At 43.5% G+C, this 19,214-nt stretch carries 9 protein-coding genes; 7 read left to right on the top strand and 2 right to left on the bottom strand.

What is annotated here, in order from left to right:
• Positions 1 to 187 precede the first annotated feature (187 nt).
• Positions 188 to 3,460 (top strand): transcription-repair coupling factor, encoded by a 3,273-nt coding sequence (gene mfd, locus I6E26_RS09905; protein ID WP_235321701.1) that lies wholly within the window; start codon positions 188 to 190, stop codon positions 3,458 to 3,460.
• A gap of 67 nt (positions 3,461 to 3,527) precedes the next feature.
• Here the strand turns inward: mfd and I6E26_RS09900 are convergent, their stop codons facing one another.
• Both I6E26_RS09900 and rpsT read right to left on the bottom strand, forming a co-directional pair.
• Positions 3,528 to 5,516: a methyl-accepting chemotaxis protein gene (locus I6E26_RS09900; protein ID WP_235321700.1), complete on the bottom strand. Its 1,989-nt coding sequence runs from the start codon at positions 5,514 to 5,516 to the stop codon at positions 3,528 to 3,530.
• Between the two features lie 260 nt (positions 5,517 to 5,776).
• Complete coding sequence (rpsT, locus tag I6E26_RS09895; RefSeq protein ID WP_235321699.1) at positions 5,777 to 6,043, bottom strand: 30S ribosomal protein S20; 267 nt, start codon at positions 6,041 to 6,043, stop codon at positions 5,777 to 5,779.
• Positions 6,044 to 6,191: 148 nt separating this feature from the next.
• Here rpsT and lepA point away from each other — a divergent pair, with 148 nt between their 5' ends.
• The 6 genes from lepA to I6E26_RS09865 all read left to right on the top strand — a co-directional run bounded on the left by lepA (position 6,192) and on the right by I6E26_RS09865 (position 18,885).
• Complete coding sequence (gene lepA, locus I6E26_RS09890) at positions 6,192 to 7,988, top strand: translation elongation factor 4 (RefSeq protein WP_235321698.1); 1,797 nt, start codon at positions 6,192 to 6,194, stop codon at positions 7,986 to 7,988.
• Positions 7,989 to 8,223: 235 nt separating this feature from the next.
• Positions 8,224 to 12,462, top strand: coding sequence for a 2-hydroxyacyl-CoA dehydratase (locus I6E26_RS09885; protein ID WP_235321697.1), 4,239 nt, complete (start codon positions 8,224 to 8,226; stop codon positions 12,460 to 12,462).
• 11 nt (positions 12,463 to 12,473) lie between these two features.
• On the top strand, positions 12,474 to 13,700 hold the full coding sequence (locus tag I6E26_RS09880; RefSeq protein ID WP_235321696.1) for a DUF445 domain-containing protein: 1,227 nt from the start codon (positions 12,474 to 12,476) through the stop codon (positions 13,698 to 13,700).
• Complete coding sequence (locus tag I6E26_RS09875; protein WP_235321695.1) at positions 13,697 to 14,887, top strand: DUF445 domain-containing protein; 1,191 nt, start codon at positions 13,697 to 13,699, stop codon at positions 14,885 to 14,887. Before I6E26_RS09880 ends, I6E26_RS09875 begins: the two co-directional genes overlap by 4 nt.
• A 20-nt stretch (positions 14,888 to 14,907) precedes the next feature.
• Positions 14,908 to 16,851 carry a phosphate/phosphite/phosphonate ABC transporter substrate-binding protein gene (gene phnD, locus I6E26_RS09870; protein WP_235321694.1) on the top strand — a complete coding sequence of 648 codons (1,944 nt, stop codon included), beginning with the start codon at positions 14,908 to 14,910 and terminating at the stop codon, positions 16,849 to 16,851.
• 309 nt (positions 16,852 to 17,160) lie between these two features.
• Positions 17,161 to 18,885 carry a sensor domain-containing diguanylate cyclase gene (locus I6E26_RS09865; RefSeq protein ID WP_235321693.1) on the top strand — a complete coding sequence of 575 codons (1,725 nt, stop codon included), beginning with the start codon at positions 17,161 to 17,163 and terminating at the stop codon, positions 18,883 to 18,885.
• Positions 18,886 to 19,214 lie beyond the last annotated feature (329 nt).

Genomic DNA, 19,214 nt, shown 5'->3' with positions numbered 1-19,214 from the left:
ATATGCCATGCCGCAGTAAAGAGTATATGTATGCCATTATGCAAATAAGTCGTTGGCTCTACAAATCAGAATTCATAATGATAATGTATATAGCAGGCCTGTAAAAAATAATTCAGCTTGATAATTTGGAGGGGGGAATTTACAATATAGATAATGTGTATTTTGGATAAGTATGGATGGTGATAGAATGCAGGCTTTATTAAAGGCTATGCTGAAGGATAAGGCTATAAAGGAAATAGCTGATAGATATGGGGCGAAGAAGGCTAGGACTCTGGCTTATGGCTTGGCAGGTACCCAAAAGCATACTGCTGTAGCAGCTTGTTTTTCTTTGGCTGGTCCTTTGACCATTATTGTCAGTGATCAGCAGGAGCTAAATCAATGGAAGGACGATTTAGGCTGCTTGCTGCCAGAGATAGAGGTACTGGAGCTGCCGGTGCTGGATATGGCAGAATTCAATGCCGCAGCCAAGGGGATACATCGCTTAGCTCGCCGTATGGATGTTTTGGGACGACTACTGCAGGGAGAACAGTGTATAGTTTTGGCCACTGTTGAGGCAGCCATGCAGAAAGGCATAGGCACCAGAGAATATAGGGAGCTGAGCCTCAGCCTTCATACAGGTGAAGTCCTAGAACGGGAGGAGCTGTTGAAGCAGCTGGTCAAGCTGGGCTATGAGCGCAATGATCAGGTAGAAATGGCTGGAGATTTCAGTGTTCGAGGCGGCATAGTAGATGTTTTCCCCCTTAACAGCCCTCACCCTTATCGTATAGAATTTTTTGATAACGAAATAGAATCCATTAGGCAGTTCAACATTGCTACTCAGCGGTCTATGGGACAGCTGGAGGCGGTGGAGATACTGCCTTTTGGCGGTGTTGCCGACAAGCAAAAAAAATATTGCTTTGGAGATTTTTTACCTGAAAATGGACGGGTAATTATAGATGAGCCTTTGAAATCCAGAGAAGAAAGCATCAAGCTGTTAAAGGAAAATCCTGATATTAAAACCAGAATGTTTTCTTGGGATGAGCTGGTGGAGAACCTGCAGGGGCGTAATATGCTGTTGTTATCATTGATTTTGTCAGATTTGCATGGCATAAAGCCAGATAAAATCATTAGTGTTCAGATTCAGGGTATTACCTCCTATCAGAAGCAAATGAATATTTTGCTGTCGGAAACAGGAGATTGGCTGGCTGAGGGGCGCTCTATCCTTATGGTACTGGGGGATAAGGCCAAAGCTCAGGCTATGCGAGAGCAGCTGGCTCGTAATAGGCTGGCCTCTGTGGAAGCAAATGGGGAAGAGCCTCTAAAGAACGGACGGGTAAATATTGTTCAGGGAGCGCTGCTGAATGGCTTTGAACTATCTGGTGCCAACCTGGTAGTAATTACGGAAAAGGATATATTTGGCCGTCAGAAAAAACGCTTAAATCGAGTAAGCAGTGAGGAACGCATTAGTCATTTCCGGGAAATCAATGTGGGAGACTATGTGGTTCACAACCAGCATGGTATTGGCAAATATCTTGGCGTGAAAACTATGGAAATTGAGGGGATTCGTCGAGATTATTTGCGTATTCAATATGGCGGAGATGATCAGCTATATGTGCCTACGGATCAGGTAGGAATGCTGCAAAAATATATCGGCGCAGAGGGGGAGATCCCTCGTCTTCACAAGATGGGCAGCACTGTCTGGGCCAAAACCAAGGCTAAAGCCAAGGCAGCAGCCGAAGACATAGCCCAGGAATTGATTCAGCTTTATGCCAAAAGAAAAAAATCCCAGGGGTTTGCCTGCGGGCCAGATACTGTATGGCAGCAGGAATTTGAGGATGCCTTTCCCTTTGAGGAAACTCCGGATCAGCTGAGAGCCATCAGGGAAATCAAAAAAGATATGGAAAAGCCTCAGCCTATGGATAGATTGCTTTGCGGTGATGTGGGCTTTGGCAAAACCGAAGTAGCTATCCGAGCAGCCTTCAAGGCAGTTATGGCCGGCAAACAGGTAGCGGTGTTGGTGCCTACAACGGTTTTAGCTCAGCAGCATTATCAGACCTTTGAGGAACGACTGAGAAATTTTGGCCCTCATGTGGATGTCATTAACAGATTCCGCAGTCTCAAGGAGCAAAGGGCCACCTTGAAGGATACAGCTGAGGGACGAGTAGATATTCTTATTGGTACCCACGCTATTCTGAATCAGAAAAAAGTACAGTTTAAAAATCTCGGTTTGCTGATAGTGGATGAGGAGCAGCGTTTTGGTGTAAAGCAAAAGGAAAAAATTAAGAGCATGGCCTTGGGCATTGATGTACTTACTCTTAGTGCTACCCCAATACCCCGGACTCTCCATATGTCCTTGGCAGGGGCCAGGGATATGAGTATTATTGGTTCCCCACCTCAGGAAAGATTTCCTGTACAGACCTATGTGGTGGAAAACAGTAATGCCATTATTCGCAATGCGGTTCGTCGCGAACTAAAGCGAGGAGGGCAGGTTTATTTTGTCTACAATCGAGTAGAATCCATTGAAGAAATGCGATTGAAGCTGGAGGAGATTGTGCCAGATGCGCTGATTCAGGTGGCACATGGTCAGATGCCAGAGGCTCAGCTGGAAAGGGCTATGGTGGAGTTCTATGAGGGCAAATACGATATTCTATTGGCCACCAGTATTATTGAAAGCGGCTTGGATATTGCCAATGCCAATACCATTATTGTCTATGATGCTGACCGATTTGGCCTGGCTCAGTTATACCAGATGCGGGGACGGGTAGGACGCTCCAACCATATAGCCTATGCTTATTTGCTGTATCGTCAGAATAAGGTTCTCAGCGAGGTGGCAGAAAAGCGTCTGCAGGCTATCAAGGAATTTGCGGAGTTGGGAGCAGGCTTCAAAATTGCCATGCGGGATTTGGAAATCCGTGGCGCAGGCAATCTGCTAGGCTCTCAGCAGCATGGACATATTGCCAGTGTAGGTTTTGAAATGTATTGTCGCCTTTTGGATGAGGCTATGCAGCAGCTAAAAACTGGCAAGCCGGTAGAGGTTGTTCCAGATCCTTTGATAGAGCTGCAGGTAGAGGCATATCTGGACAATGATTATATCGGGGATGCCATGCACAAGATTGAAATTTATCAGCGGATTGCTGCCGTACAGAATAATCAGCAGTTAGAGGAGATTGCTGGAGAGCTGGTAGATCGCTTTGGCAAGCCACCACAGCCAGTAAAGAATCTGTTAACAGTAGCCAGGATTCGCAATTATGCCAGAGATATGGGGGTTGAAAAAATCCTTCAAGCTCCTTTGTTCCTGGAGATTCATTTCCGAGCTACCCCTCATATTCGCCCAGAGGGGATGGTGGAGCTGTCAGGCTGGTTAAAATCCTATCTTAAGGTTATCCAGGATAGAAATCTGATACGGATTTCCGTCAAGGCCTTGGCCAAGCAACGGGTGCAGGATTTTGTCCTGCGGCTGGTGCAAACTCTGGCAGGTTAAAAAATAGCAATAAAATAGACTGCTTATTTGAGGTGTCTGTACCGATCTCAATAAGCAGTCTATTTTATTAAAGTTTAAATTTGCTGGTGCTATCCTGCAATTCTACAGCCATTTGGGCCAAAGCATTGGAGGAAGAAGCAATTTCCTCAGAGGAAGCGGATTGTTCCTGAGCCGCAGCAGAAATAGTCTGGGTATGTGCGGCAGTTTCCCGGCTTACTTCGTCAATGGAATCTACAGCTCCCACAATCTTGGTAGCTCCATTGGTAATTCGCTCAGAAGCTTTTTGGAAGGAATCTATCTTTTCCTTAATATTATTTACCTGCTTCATAATATCAGCGAATTGACGGCCTACCTCCTTGATGGACTGAGTACCCTGCTGTACCTCAGTGGTGCCACTTTCCATAGCCACTACAGCATGGTCCGTATCAGCCTGAATGGAGGATATTTTGCTCTGAATCTGCTCCGCTGCAGACTGGGATTCAGCTGCCAGCTTCCGAACTTCCTCGGCTACTACGGCAAAGCCCTTGCCGGCTTCGCCAGCTCTAGCTGCCTCAATAGCAGCATTAAGGGACAACAGATTGGTCTGGTCAGCAATGGAAACAATGGTGTCTACAATCATGCTGATTTCCTTGGAGTTTTCCCCTAGAACTCGAACTGTGTTGGCAGAGGACATAACGCTATTCTCAATATGCTCCATTTTGTCCATAGCCTCAGTCATTAACTTTTCGCCTAGCTTGGCTGCTTCAGCGGTGTCATTAGAAGTGTTAGCAATATCCTGGGTGTTGGTGCCCATAGTCTGTATCTCGTCAAAGAGGCTGTCCACTTCTTGCTTGGCGGCATCAATATTGCTGGTTTGTCTCTGCATACCATCTGCAATATTGGTAATGGTTTCTGCTACATTGGTAGCGGCTTCGGCAGACTGGTTGGCACCAGCAGTAAGCTCCTGAGAGGAGGCTGCCACCTGCTGGGAAACGGAACTCATGTCTTTAATCAGCTTGTGAAGATGTTCCTTCATAGTGTTGAAAGAAGTAGTCAGTTCACCAAATTCATTGTTGTCCTGAACCTCCAAATCTGCTACAGCCAAATTGCCATCTGCCAAGGCAAGGGCGTGATCCTTTAGGCGAATTACAGTAGAGGAAATCCTCTTAGCAAAGGCCATACCTCCAATACCGGTAATGAGCAGGCCGAAAATAAAGATGATTGTATATACCAGCTTCAGCTTGGTTAAGGTGGCAAATACATAATCACTAGGAACAAACAAGCCTACAATCCAGCCGGTGTTTTCTAAAGTAGTGTAGGCAAAGACAGCATCCTGACCATCCATCTGGGTTTTAAAGAAGCCTGTTGGCTGATTGGCAACAGTTTCAAGATGGACAGCCAATTCTTCGTAGTCTGCTACATTGCTCATGATTTTCTCTGAGCCAGAGCTGGCTAGGATTTGCCCATCTTTATCCACAATGAGGGCAGAACCTTGTCCTTCATAATTAATATTCTTAACAACCTCTTTCAGAATATCTAAATCAATATCCTCACAGAGAGCACCGATAAAATTGCCATTACTATCAATAAGTGGCAGAGCATAGGATACAACAATTTTGCCGTCCGTAATACCGCCTTTATTTACATAGGCACTGGTATAAATACCTTTTTGGGCAGATTTTACATCTTTGTACCAATCTCTGGTGCGAGGATCAAAATCCGGGCCGGAAAGGTTTCCATCTAACCAGCTGTAGGCATTACCGCTTTCCAAGCCATTGGTAATATCCAAAATATTTTTGTCAGCTGAAGCTGTACCTAGGAAAGGGACAGAGGCTGTTGAGTCTATTACTTCTGCTGGTTGTTTGGAAAGCACTGCTGCTGTACCGTTTAGCATGGCAGCCTTGTTGGCAACCCAGCTGTCAACATTGTCTCCTTCTCCCTTAACAATGGCAGTCAACTGATGTTCAATGCTACCTGTTAACATAGAGCTGGCCATGTAGTAGCCTACACCACAGCTAATGGCGATAAGCAGGGCTACCACTGCTGTTAGAACAGCAAATTGTTGTCTTAATTTCATAAATACGCCTCCTATTCAATAGAACAACGATAATTAAATAAGCCTAACTTTTATATGAATAAATATGTAAAAACATACAACAATAGTCCTATGAAAATCTATAAAAATTATACAAGAATAGTCCTATGAAAATCAAGTGATTAACACATAAAAATAAATATTTATTTTTTATGACTGGTTGATTTGTATGATTTTATTTCATTGTAAAAGTAAATGAGACCTGCCCTCAAAAGAGAACAGGTCTTTATTTCTCATGCAAATTATTTAGCTAAAGCGTTAACTTTGCGAGCTAAACGAGACTTCTTGCGGTTTGCTGCATTCTTGTGATATACATGATTTGCAGCAGCCTGATCGATAGTCTTGCAAGCGACAGTAAGGAGGGCTTTTGCTTCATCAGCGTTGCCAGCCTCAACAGCGTCCAATACATTGCGGGAAGCAGTGCGAACACGGGACTTCTCAGCCAGATTCTTTGCATGACGCTTTGCGTCAGTCTTTACACTCAAAATAGAAGATTTAATATTTGGCAATTAATTCACCCCCTTGAAATTTCAATACCTGTCCATTTTAGCATGAAGCAAGGAAAAATGCAACTTCTTTTTTAGTAGTTGCGGTAAAATATTCTTCCATGCTATAATATTATGGTTTATAAGTGTGTTTGAGAGGAAGAAGATATAGATGGACACCAAGAAAATTCGTAATTTTTCTATTATTGCCCATATAGATCACGGCAAATCAACTATTGCAGATAGATTGATTGAATATACCGGTACCTTGACCAAGCGGGAAATGTCTGCTCAGGTATTGGACAATATGGATTTGGAACGGGAAAGAGGCATTACCATCAAGGCCCAGACAGTTCGTTTGGACTATCGGGGCAAGGATGGAGAGATGTATTGCCTGAACCTGATTGATACTCCGGGCCATGTGGATTTCACCTATGAGGTATCCAGAAGCTTGGCTGCCTGTGAGGGTGCATTGCTAATCGTGGATGCGGCTCAAGGAGTGGAGGCTCAGACCTTGGCCAATGTATATATGGCCTTGGAGCATGATTTGGAAATTATACCTGTTATAAACAAAATAGATTTGCCTAGTGCAGATCCAGAGCGAGTAAAGCAGGAAATAGAGGATGTTATTGGTTTGGATGCCTCTGAGGCTATTTTGGCTTCTGCTAAGACTGGTCAGGGCATCGAGGAAATTCTGGATGCTATTGTAGAAAAAATCCCTGCGCCAGAGGGAGATAGCAGCAAGCCGTTGCAGGCTCTTATTTTTGATTCTTATTTTGATTCCTACAAGGGAGCAATTGCTCATATCCGCGTTATGGATGGCGAGATTAAAAAGGGTAGTCAGCTGAAGCTGATGGCTACTGGTAAAACCTTTGAGGCTACGGAAATTGGCTGCTTTCGTCCGGCTCCTATGGAACTGGAGGCTCTAGGACCAGGCTCTGTAGGCTATTTGGCGGGATCCTTGAAGCAGGTGGCAGATGTTCGAGTAGGTGATACTGTTACCAATGCTATGAACCCGGCTAAGGAACCATTGCCTGGCTACCGTGGAGTTACCCCTATGGTTTATTGCGGTCTTTATCCTGTGGATAGTGCAGATTATGATAATCTAAAGGATGCTTTGGAGAAGCTGCAGCTGAATGATGCGGCTTTGGTTTTTGAGCCAGAAACCTCTATTGCTTTAGGCTTTGGTTATCGTTGCGGCTTCTTGGGACTTTTACATATGGATGTTATCCAGGAGCGTTTGGAGCGAGAGTACAATCTAAAGCTGATTACTACTGCACCTAGTGTTATCTATCATGTGCACAAAACTGATGGGGAAATGGTAAAGGTGGATAACCCATCTGATTTACCAGATCCAACTACCATTGATTTTATTGAGGAGCCTTATGTAAAGGCTACAGTTATCGTTCCTAATGATTTCGTCGGGGCGGTTATGGAAATTTCCCAGGCTAAGCGGGGAGATTTCAAGGGTATGGACTATTTGGATGTAAACAGAGTTATGATTGTTTACCATATTCCTCTTAGTGAGATTATCTACGATTATTTTGATAAGCTGAAATCCTCCACCCGAGGCTATGCTTCCTTGGATTATGAGCTGGCAGATTATCAGCAGGCCAAGCTGGTAAAACTGGATATTTTGTTGAATGGAGAGCCAGTGGATGCACTATCCACCATTGTTCATGTGGATAATGCTGCCTCCAGAGGTCGTCAACTGGCAGCCAAACTGAAGGAGATTATTCCACAGCAGATGTTTGAGATTCCAATTCAGGCTGCCATTGGCAACAAGATTATTGCCAGAGAAAATGTGCGGGCTATGCGTAAGGATGTATTGGCCAAATGCTATGGCGGTGATATTTCCCGTAAACGCAAGCTGCTGGAGAAGCAGAAGGAAGGCAAGAAGCGCATGAAATCTGTAGGCCGGGTAGATGTGCCACAGGAAGCCTTTATGGCAATTTTGAAAATCGATTAAGCTTATATGCATATGTGTTATAGACCGCTATGAAAATAAGTAGCGGTCTATTTTCTTGTTTTTTTCTTACTTATTTATTATAATATAATAGAGTATGTGTTGCTTTAGATGTATAAATGTCATGCATAGATTTTAGACTAAAGCTGCATTTTTACATAATATCTGTCAGGGAAGAAGCAGGTGAAAATCATTCTTTCCAGGCAGTTTTGATAAGTTTTCTCAGGTGGTGACAATTTTGAATTCTCTTTTGCGTGTGGGAATCGACGTCGGTTCAACCACGATTAAAGTAGTAGTTCTTAACAAGGAACGTGAGCTTATTTACAAAAAATATGCTCGTCATTTTTCGGAAATCAACGCTGTGTTGAAGGAAAATCTGGCAGCATTGGAAAATGTTGTCAAGGAAAAGAGTTTTTCTCTGGCTATGACTGGTTCTGCTGGCATGGGTATTGCAGAGCGTATTGGTTTGCCTTTTGTACAGGAGGTAATTGCCTGCGCTACGGCTGTAAAGGAATTGATTCCTCATACAGATACTGTGGTGGAACTAGGTGGCGAGGATGCTAAGGTAACTTATTTTGGTGAGGCACCTGAGCAGAGAATGAATGGTGTTTGTGCTGGTGGTACAGGCTCCTTTATTGACCAGATGGCTTCTCTGCTGTCTACAGATGCTCCCGGCTTGAATGCCTTAGCAGCCAAGGGTAAAGAGATATATACCATTGCCTCCCGCTGTGGTGTTTTTGCCAAGACAGATATTCAGGCTTTAATGAATGATGGTGCCTCCAAGGCAGATATTGCCTTGTCAATTTTTCAGGCGGTGGTTAATCAGACCATCAGCAATCTGGCTCAGGGGCGCCCTATTGATGGACATGTAGCTTTTTTGGGCGGGCCGCTTCATTTTCTGCCAGAGCTAAAGAAACGCTTTATTGAAACCCTGAAGCTGGACAAGGAACATATTGTTGAGGTTCAGGATGGTAATTATTTTGTAGCCGTTGGCGCAGCTCTAGGTGAGGAAGCCAAGCCGGTTACTATGGAGCAGATTCATACCAGCATAGCCAAAACCGAACAGGAAATTGCATCCCAGAAGCGGGAGGCAGGTTTTGTGTTGTTTGAAAATCAGGAGGCCTATGCAGAGTTTAAAGCTCGTCATGACAAGGACAAGGTACCCCAGGCTCAGTTGTCAGAATATCATGGTCCTGTTTATGTAGGAATAGATGCTGGCTCTACTACAGCCAAGCTGGCTGTTATTGGCTCTAATAAGGAGCTATTATATACATCCTATGGCAGTAATCATGGCTCTCCTCTCCAGACCGTTATTGGGGAGTTAAAGGAGCTTTACAAGGCCATGAATAAGGATACCTATATCGCTTCGGTATTTACTACAGGCTATGGTGAGGCTATTGTAAAGGCTGCCTTTCATGCCGATGATGGAGAGGTAGAAACCTTTGCTCATTTGCGGGCTGCCCAGGAATTCTGTCCAGATGTATCCTTTGTGCTGGATATTGGCGGACAGGATATGAAATGCTTCTATGTGCATAAAGGAAGCATTGGCAGTATTATTCTTAACGAGGCTTGCTCGGCAGGCTGCGGCTCCTTTATTGAGAATTTTGCCCAGAGCTTGAATATGACTGCAGGGGAATTTGCGGCCAAGGCTCTAACATCTCAGGCCCCTGTTGATTTGGGAACTAGATGTACGGTATTTATGAATTCCAAGGTAAAGCAGGCTCAGAAGGACGGAGCTGATGTAGGAGATATTTCTGCTGGTATTGCCTTGTCTGTTATCAAAAATGCCCTGTTTAAGGTAATGCAGCTAAAGGATGTTTCTACTCTAGGGGCCAATATTGTGGTACAGGGTGGTACCTTCTACAATGATGCGGTACTGCGTTCTATGGAGCTGCTGCTGCACAAAAATGTTATTCGTCCGGATATTGCTGGTTTGATGGGGGCCTATGGTGCCGCTATTCTGGCTTTGGAATCTGGTCAGAAAAAATCCTCTATTCTGCCGGCTCATGAGCTGGAGAGCTTTAAGGTTACAACCAAATCTTTCCGCTGTCATGGCTGTGGTAATGCCTGTCAGGTAACAGTTCAGAATTTCCCTGATGGAGGCAGGTATTTTACTGGCAATCGCTGTGAACGAGGAGCTGGTCAGCAGAAAAAAAGGGCTACAGTACAGAACATTTATAAATTTAAATATGATAGATTATTTAATCACTATCAGCCATTAGCTAATGCCCCTAGAGGCAAAATAGGTTTGCCACGGGTGCTGAATATGTATGAGGACTATCCATTCTGGTTTACAGTTCTTACCAAGCTGGGCTATGAGGTAGTGCTTTCAGGGGAATCCTCTGCCCAAATGTATTATAAGGGTATGGCTACAGTGCCTTCTGATTCTCTTTGCTATCCTGCCAAGCTGGCTCATGGCCATATTATGGATTTGGTGGAAAAGGGAATCAAAAAGATTTTTTATCCTTGTCTGCCTTACAATATGGAGGACGAGGCCAATGCATCTGCCAATCATTTTAACTGTCCAGTAGTGGCCTCCTATGCGGAGAATATTCGGGGCAATATGGATATTCTGGCTGAGGAAAATATTGATTTTATCCAGCCTTTCCTACCTATACACAGCCCTAAGCGCATGGTTAAGAGATTGTACGAGGAGCTGGGCAAAAGAGAGGGCATCAGCAAAAAGGATATTGAGGCAGCCTGTGAGGCAGGCTATCAGGAGATAGAGAGCTATCGTCAGGAAGTTCGCCACAAGGGACAGGAAATTCTCCAGGAGGCGAAGGCTCAGGGGCGTCATGTTATCCTGCTGGCTGGCCGTCCATATCATATGGATCCGGAGATTAACCACGGTATTCCAGAGATGATTCAGTCCTATGATTTGCCTATTATTTCTGAGGATGCAGTATATCATATGCCTGTGCAATCAGAGCCACTAAAGATTGTCAACCAGTGGAGCTATCATGCCAGATTGTATCATGCAGCTAATTTTGTGGCAGAGCATAACAATGTAACCATGATACAGTTTAGCTCCTTTGGTTGTGGCCTGGATGCTATTACCACAGGTCAGGTAAAATCCATTTTGGAGGATCACCAGCGGATTTATACCATGATAAAGCTGGATGATGTAAGTAATTTGGGAGCGGCTCGTATCAGACTTCGTTCCTTGATTGCCGCATTGGCTCGTCGTAAGCCGGTGCAGTACCAGACACTGGAGATACCAGATAGACCTCATTTTACAGAGGAGTGTAGACGTCGTCACACTATTTTGGCTCCTCAGATGGCTCCAATTCATTTTGAGCTATTTGGACCGGTGCTGCAAAAATATGGCTATAATGTGGTGATTCCTCCAATGCCTAGATCTGCTGTAGATGTAGGCTTGCGGTATGTGCATAACGATATGTGCTATCCTGCTATTGTGGTTATTGGCCAGTTGTTGAATGCCCTGAAAAGCGGTATGTGTGATCCAGATAATACATCCATTATGCTGTTTCAGACCTGCGGGGCCTGTCGTGCTACCAATTACATGAATGTTTTGCGCATGGCCTTAAAGGATGCAGGTTATCCTCAGGTGCCGGTATTTGCTTGCTGGGGCTTGGAAACAGACGCCTTTAGCTTTACCAGGGAAAGCTTGATAGAGGCTATTAAGGCAGCTGTATATGGTGATGTTCTTATGAATGTGAAGAACCGCACCATGCCTTATGAGCTAAACAAGGGTGAAACTCAACAGGTTTATGATCGTTGGATGGCAAAGTGCAAGGAAGAATTGTCTAGGGAAAAGACTAGCTATCGGCGATTCTCCCAAAATATTCAGGCAATAGTGCAGGATTTTGAGGCCATACCTATTGATGAAAATATGTGGAAGCCAAAGGTTGGTATTGTGGGAGAAATTCTGGCTAAATATCATCCTGTAGCTAATAATAATATTGAGAAGGTACTTATGGAGGAAGGGGCCGAGGTGATTATGCCTGACTTCGTGGACTTCTTTATGTATTCAGCCTATGATGCTGTGGTGAAAAGGGAGCTTTTAGATGGCAAGCTGAAAAGCAAGCTGATTGCTCAGATGTTTATCCAGCTGATGGAGTTCTACCGCCGTCCTGTTAGGAAGGCTATGAAGCACAGCAAACGTTATTTGCCACCTCATACTATCGGGGAGATTGCAGCCTTGGCTAAGGAGCATGTTTCTCTGGGCAATATGGCTGGTGAGGGCTGGTTCCTTACAGGAGAAATGGTGAAGCTGATTCGTCATGGAGTGCCTAATGTGGTATGTTTGCAGCCTTTTGGCTGTCTGCCCAACCATATTACTGGCAAGGGTGTTATTCATAGCTTGCGAAAACATTACAAAGAGGCCAATATATTAGCTATAGACTGTGATGCTGGTGCCAGCGAGGTAAATCAGCTGAATCGTTTGAAGCTGATGCTGTCTGTGGCCAAGGAGAAAAATCCTAATATGCAGAATGCTGACCTAAAGAAAGCGTGATTGTATAATTTATGAAGAAAAAATATAAAGCTACAGCGGCACTGGCGGTAAGTATTGCAGGAGCTGCTGGTACAACTGGTCTGGCTCAGACAGGCTTTCTGGGCGGAATGGTGCATAATGGCTTTTTGGCAGCCACCATCGGTGGCTTGGCTGATTGGTTTGCCATAACAGCTCTGTTTAGAAAGCCTTTGGGAATTTCCTATAGAACTGAGATTATTATCCGTAATCGCCAGCGTATTATGCAGGCGGTGGTAGATTTTGCTGCCAATGATTTGCTGGCTACGGAAAATATCATGAAATTTGTCAATCAGCAGGACTTAGGTGAATTTTTAACAATTTTTGTTAGAAAGTACGGTCAGGAAAAGCTGATGCCACATGTAGAGAAGATAGCTGTACAAATGGAGCAGGAACTTTCTGCGGAGGCTATGGCGAAGCTTATGGCTCCTCATATGAAGAATATGCTTACAGATGATCTGCTGGAGTCTATGGCAGGGGAAATGCTGGCAGGACTGTCTCATGAGGAGCAGTCTAAACGGTTGTTGTATGTGTTGGCAGAAGGCCTGGAGCAGTTGTTGAAGGATCAGAAGCTAAAGCAGCTGTTGGCAGAATATATGGAGGAGCTGCTGACAGAATATGGAAATGCTGCTACCAGCAGAGCCTTTGTTATAGGCCTCTTGGGCTTGTCAGGCAATAAGCTGGCAGATCAGCTATCAGATAAAATAGCTCACTGGCTGTCAGAGCTGTCACAAAATCCAGCTAGAGAGGCGCAGGCTGTTGCTTGGCTGTCAGATAAGCTAAAACAGCTATCTCAAAAGGATAATGTGGTTCAGCTATTAGCTCAGATGATGGCTGAAAAGCTGACAGAGGAAAGATTACAAACCATTCTGCAGGATGTATTAGAAAGTCTTTTGTCTAAGGGAGCCTTATCCCGTCAGCTGGTGGCTTGGGCAGAGGGATATTTACAGCAATTTTTGGTAAATACTGCTAGGCAGCAACAGGCAGATAGCTGGCTAAAAAAATGGCTGGCTGATGAGCTGGGGAAGCATCATGATATTATTACTCATATGATTGAAGAAAGGCTTGGCCAGCTATCAGATAAGGAGCTGGTGGAGTTTACTGAGGCCAAGGTTGCAGATGATTTGCAAATGATTCGTATAAATGGTTCTGTGATAGGCTCTTTAGTGGGCATGGGGCTTTATACAATTGTATATTTAGCAGGGCAGGTGTTGTGGCCATGATGTGGAAAAATTGGAATAAGGCTGATAAAACTCTGTTGGCAGCAGCAGCTATCTTTTGCTTTGCATTGTGTCTAAACATTCAGTATAAGGATAATGTATATGCTAAAGGCTTTTTGTTCTGTGCCGAGGCGGCTTTGGTAGGTGGTATTGCTGATTGGTTTGCAGTGACAGCTCTTTTTGAAAAGCCCTTGGGATTTCCTTGGCATACAGCGATTTTGCCAAGACGCCGGCAGTCATTTATTGAGGCTACAGGCCGAATGCTGCAGCAGGAGTTCTTTGGTAGAAAAAGCCTGATAAAAAAGATAAGGCGAATTGATTTTGCCAATATGGTGGTGGCATGGCTGGGAAGAGCCCAGACCAAGCAAATGTTATCTGGCTGGCTGTTAACCAGGCTGCCATTGTGGCTGAGCAAGCATGACAGGCTGCCTGATGGAGCACTGAGTAGAAGTTCAGCTTTTGAGTTCAAGGCTGAAAGCCTGAGACCTATTTCAGATTACGCTATCAGAGGGTTTTATGATTTTGCCAAAAATCCGGAATTTTACCAACGAGTAAAAAATGGTTTGGAGGAATATGTTGATTCCAAGCTGCAAGGACCTATGGCTATAATGATGGCTGGCTTTGCCCAGTCTGCCAATATTATTAATGTGGATGAGGCTGCTGAACTGATTCAGAAGAAAACTATTTTGCTTATGGAAAGGGTTCAGCAGGAAAATACAGCAGAGTACGCCCAGGTTCAAGAATCTTTGGGAAAAATTTTTGATTTTTATGAAAAAAATTTGCTTATTAAGCAGGAATTAAATGATGTCTTGTTAAATAACGCAAAGATATGGGATGTTTGTGAGCGTTTGTTAAATCAGAATGGCCAAATGAATGCTTTTATTGAGAAAAATTTGGTACAGTTAATAGAGGAGTTGTTGGAAAGAGCAGAAGCATTGCTTTCTAACAATAAAACCTTGCAGGAAGAATTAAATAGTTTGATTTATCAAATGGCTGCGAGGGGAGCCTTACAGGCTCAGGATTTATTGGGGAGTATTACCAATGATGTGCTGGGAACTATGACGGATCAGCAAATAAATCGTCTGGTGTATGACAAGGCAGAGCCGGATTTGTTGTGGATTCGGATGAATGGCTCCATTGTAGGTGCTTCAATAGGCTTGGTTGTATTTGTAGGGATGCAATTTGTTTAAAAAAGGCGGGGGTATTGATTATGAAAGGTAAGTTAATTTTATGTCATGTACTGTGTACAGCCATTGGGTGTATTGCAGGTGCTTTGGCAGCTTCTGGTATGGGGGTATTTGGTGGCGCCCTGTTGGCTGTAGTGGTAGCAGCTGTATTGGGTGCTGTAGGCATTAGCAAAATTGTGGCGGAGGAAGAGGATATTCCTACCATGAAGCCAGTTTTGAAGCCTGCTGTCCAGAAGGCTCCAGTGCCAGTAGCACCACAGCCTGCCAAGGTACAGCATTCTGATATGGATTTGTTGGGCTTGTCTGAGGAAATGGCGTTTGCTTCCCAGCAGGTTGTATGGGGAATTAACCAGTTCGAGGTTGCTTTTAAGAAGCTGGGGGATTTGTCCAACGATATTAGCTCCAAATCTGAGAATAATGCCAGCAGTCTGGAGGAAGCTTCCGCTGGTGTTATGGAAATTGCCGGCGTAGCCAACGATATTTCTGAAACTGCTCAATCCAGTATGGATCAGTGCCATTCCTCTACCTCTTTGGTAGAAAAATATCAGCGCGAGGTAAATGAGGTTACTTTGGCTATTAAGAATGTAGGACAGGTGGTACAGGCAGCTGTAAATGATATTGATGAATTGAATAATGCTTCTGAGAAGATTGTTAATTTTGTAGAGAAAATTCGTGGTATTGCCAGCCAGACCAATCTGTTGGCCCTGAATGCTGCCATTGAGGCTGCACGGGCTGGAGAGCATGGCAAGGGCTTTGCTGTAGTAGCCGAGGAGGTTCGCAAGCTGGCTGCTGAAAGTGAGGAAACTACCAAGGAAATAGAGGCAATTGTTAACGAAATTACTGGCACTACCGCTGGCGTAACTAAGAGTATGCGAGAGGGCAGTGACAGACTCCAGTCTGTAGAAACTATGGCTGGAGAATCTGCCAATGCTATGTCTGAGATGGTGAAGAATATTCACACCATTGAAAATGTGGTAGACAATCTCAGCAATATGTCTACCAAACAGCGGGATACCACTGGTGAAATGGCCAAGGTTATTGAGAATATTGGTCAGGCCACTGTGGATATTGCGGCTCATACCAGGGAAACCAATGATAGTGTTGTCCATCAGATTAACAACATGGATGGGCTTAATAATTATGCCAGCTCCTTGCTGTCTGTAGCAGATAGACTGCAGGAGGCTGCAGTAGCCTTCAAGAAGTCAAATGAGCTGATTTTTGCGGTAAATCCATTTACAGCTCCGGACATTATTAGAAAGACCTATATGCCTATTTTGACCAAGGTGGCCAAGGATGCTGGCTACAAGGCCAGAACCATTATTGTAAATGATTATGATGCTTTGGGCAGAGCGTTGAAAAACGGTACGGCTGATATTGGCTGGTTCTCTCCTGCTGCATATGTTTCTGCCAAGAAGGATACTAATTTACAGCCATTGGTAACACCAAAGGCAAACAATAATACCTCCTATACAGGCTATATTATTGCCAAAAAGGGTAGCGGTATTAAGAGCATTAATGATTTGCAGGGCAAGAGCTTTGCCTTTGTTGATAAGGAATCAGCTTCTGGTTATGTATATCCTAGGGCAGCGCTGCTGGAAAATGGCAAGAATCCAGAGCATTTCTTTAGCAGCACCAGCTTTCTAGGCAGCCATAACAAGGTTATTGATGCGGTTATCAGCGGTGAGGTTCAGGCTGGCGCAACCTATTCTGAGGCCTTTGACGATGCTGGCCAGAAAGCAGTGGCTAATTTGGATATCATCTTTATGACAGATCCTATTCCAAAGGATGCAATTGCCGCAGCACCTACTTTGCCAAAGGATGTAGTTGAAATGCTTACCAAGGGCTTTGAGGGAGTTCGTACTGGCAATAGCGAGTGTGGTATCGCTATGGAGGCTGCCCATATTGATGGCTTTGTTCAGGCCAACGATTCTGATTATGATGTGGTAAGAAGAGCTATTAGTCAGTAAAAATCAAACTGTCTGCTTTACGCAAGGTGTATTGGTGATAGTATAGAAGAATTATTAATAAGGACTTAGAATAACAGATTCTTTTCTGATTTATTCTAGTCCTTATTTTTTGCAGTTTTCGTAAAAAATAAGCAAAAAACTCCATAATCACAAATAAAGTGTAAAAAATGCAAATAATTATAGCCTGCTTTATATAATCTATGGTAAAATAACAATAGGGATAGAGGACTAGTATAGGAATATATCTTTTATGAGCGGAGATATAGAGAAGTATTATTGGGAGAAAACTTATGATGGCAGGTATGAAATATGGAAAAAGGCATACTTTCCTGGCTGATTAACAATCATATTCAGTCAGAAACAAAATTGGATCAGGTTTTTGGTCCGCTTATTTATCTTACACAAAAGAATGATGATATCAAGGTGGAATCTGCTAATACAGCCTTTGAAGACCTCTTTGACTGGCATGATTACGATTGGCAGCATGGGATGTATGTAGAACGCATTTTGCCTACAGGAGGAAGAAGACCGTTTTTGAATGCTTTGACCAAAGCCGGAGAAAAGCCCTGGAATCAGATTATGCTGGATACAGAGCTTAAGAAAAAAGATGGAACAGTACTGTATTGCAAGGCGCATATTTTTTGTATAGACAAAAACGTAGAAGAAATAAAATATCTGGTGCGTTTGGACTATGATTTGGAAACTCAGATAAAGGATGCTTTATTTACTGAGGCATTATGCCAAAGCAAGGTTAATTGCTGGTATTGGGATATGAATCAGGGAACGGCTACTTTTTTTAATACGGATGTTCTAGAAAAACCGTTGCAAAATGCAGAATTTATGAATGATTCCTATGCTTTTATAAAGGATTTTCCCCAGGGATTTATTTATTCTGTGGATTTTGTGGGGCAATATAGAGATGGCTTCATGGATTTTGTCAATAAACTATTATCTCAGAAAACTGAGGGAGAGGTTTGCGAAGAGGTGGCCTTTAAAGGTGGTGAACAGGAACTAATCTGGGTATCCTTTACGGCTCAGACGGTGAGAAATGCTGATGGTATTCCAGAATATGCTATGGGCACCTGGAGAAATATTACGGATCAAAAGGTTAATGAGCAGCAGCAGCAGCACAACAACTATTTGGTGGGCAATCTTATTAGGGATTCTGTTTATGATATTACTGTCAACGTGGACAAGAATTTCTTCGTGGCAGATAATAGCTTGGAAAAATGGATGGAGGAGACCAGAATTTTTGCTGCCTACTATGATCAAGCGATTCGGGAAATTGCCAATGAAAGGGTAGTAAAGGAGGACAGACAAAGGTTTTTGGACTTTTTCTCTTTGGAAACTATTCGCAATTTGCCAGAGGATGAGAATGTTTCTATAGAGTACCGTCGTAAATATAAGGGACGGGAAAATTGGTTCAAGGTTACGATTAATACCTTTAGTTTGGATGAATTTACGGACAAGTGGATGTATGCTTTGGTTTATGATATTGATTCTGTGAAGAAACGGGAAATCATGCTGGAGCAAATGGCGGCCACTGATGCTTTGACTGGATTATATAACAGAAAGCATAGTCTTGATATGATGGCGGAGTATATACAGAAATATCCAGAAATGCCTAATGCTGTGGTTTATATGGATCTGGATAATTTCAAAAGTGTTAATGATACTTTGGGCCATGCAGCTGGAGATAGCTTGCTTATTCGTGTAGCGAAATCTATGCGAAAATATTTTGGCAAGGATGCGGTGCTGGGACGTATTGGTGGTGATGAATTTATTCTCATGTGCTATAATGCGAACCATGAATATGTGGACCAGATGATGCAGGATTTTGTGAATTTTGTTGGTTCCCAATGCAAGGAAGAGTGTCCAACGATTAATGTTACAGTATCCTTGGGCTATGTATTGTATCCTGATTATGGCCGTGATGTGGCTGAGTTGGCGGATTTGGCAGATAAGGCTTTGTACAAGGCCAAGCGACATGGTAAAAATATGGCCTTGGCTTATAGCAAGGATTTGGACGAATAAAATGTAGATTTTGCAGGTTGCAGTGTAGGATTTTCTATACTGTGGCCTGTTATTTTTTGCAGAATTAAGAATATGTGAATAAAATTTCATAAAAGTGTTGACAGGGGTGCAGATTTGTTGTAATATATACATCGTTGTCGCTGAGATACAGCAAAGCAAAGTCTTGGAGCGGATAGCTTGCCGAGATTGCTTTGAAGGAAGCGATAAAAAATATTTCAAAAGTTCTTGACAAAAGGAACTGAATGAGATATTATATACAAGCTGACTCACACAGAGAGCTTACAAAAAGCTAGTGAGAAAGCAGTGTTCCTTGAAAACTAAACAATGCA

Source organism: Anaerovibrio lipolyticus, from assembly GCF_021531495.1.
Taxonomy (GTDB): Bacteria; Bacillota; Negativicutes; order Selenomonadales; family Selenomonadaceae; genus Anaerovibrio.
Note: the sequence above shows the minus strand (reverse complement) of the source record. Positions and strands in the feature narration are given on the sequence as shown.

Excerpts from the sequence above, each read along its gene's own strand:
- lepA (WP_235321698.1), top strand. The coding sequence starts at position 6,192 with ATGGACACCAAGAAAATTCGTAATTTTTCTATTATTGCCCATATAGAT.
- phnD (WP_235321694.1), top strand. The coding sequence starts at position 14,908 with ATGAAAGGTAAGTTAATTTTATGTCATGTACTGTGTACAGCCATTGGG.
- I6E26_RS09875 (WP_235321695.1), top strand. The coding sequence starts at position 13,697 with ATGATGTGGAAAAATTGGAATAAGGCTGATAAAACTCTGTTGGCAGCA.
- I6E26_RS09900 (WP_235321700.1), bottom strand. The coding sequence starts at position 5,516 with ATGAAATTAAGACAACAATTTGCTGTTCTAACAGCAGTGGTAGCCCTG.
- mfd (WP_235321701.1), top strand. The coding sequence starts at position 188 with ATGCAGGCTTTATTAAAGGCTATGCTGAAGGATAAGGCTATAAAGGAA.
- I6E26_RS09880 (WP_235321696.1), top strand. The coding sequence starts at position 12,474 with ATGAAGAAAAAATATAAAGCTACAGCGGCACTGGCGGTAAGTATTGCA.
- I6E26_RS09865 (WP_235321693.1), top strand. The coding sequence starts at position 17,161 with ATGGAAAAAGGCATACTTTCCTGGCTGATTAACAATCATATTCAGTCA.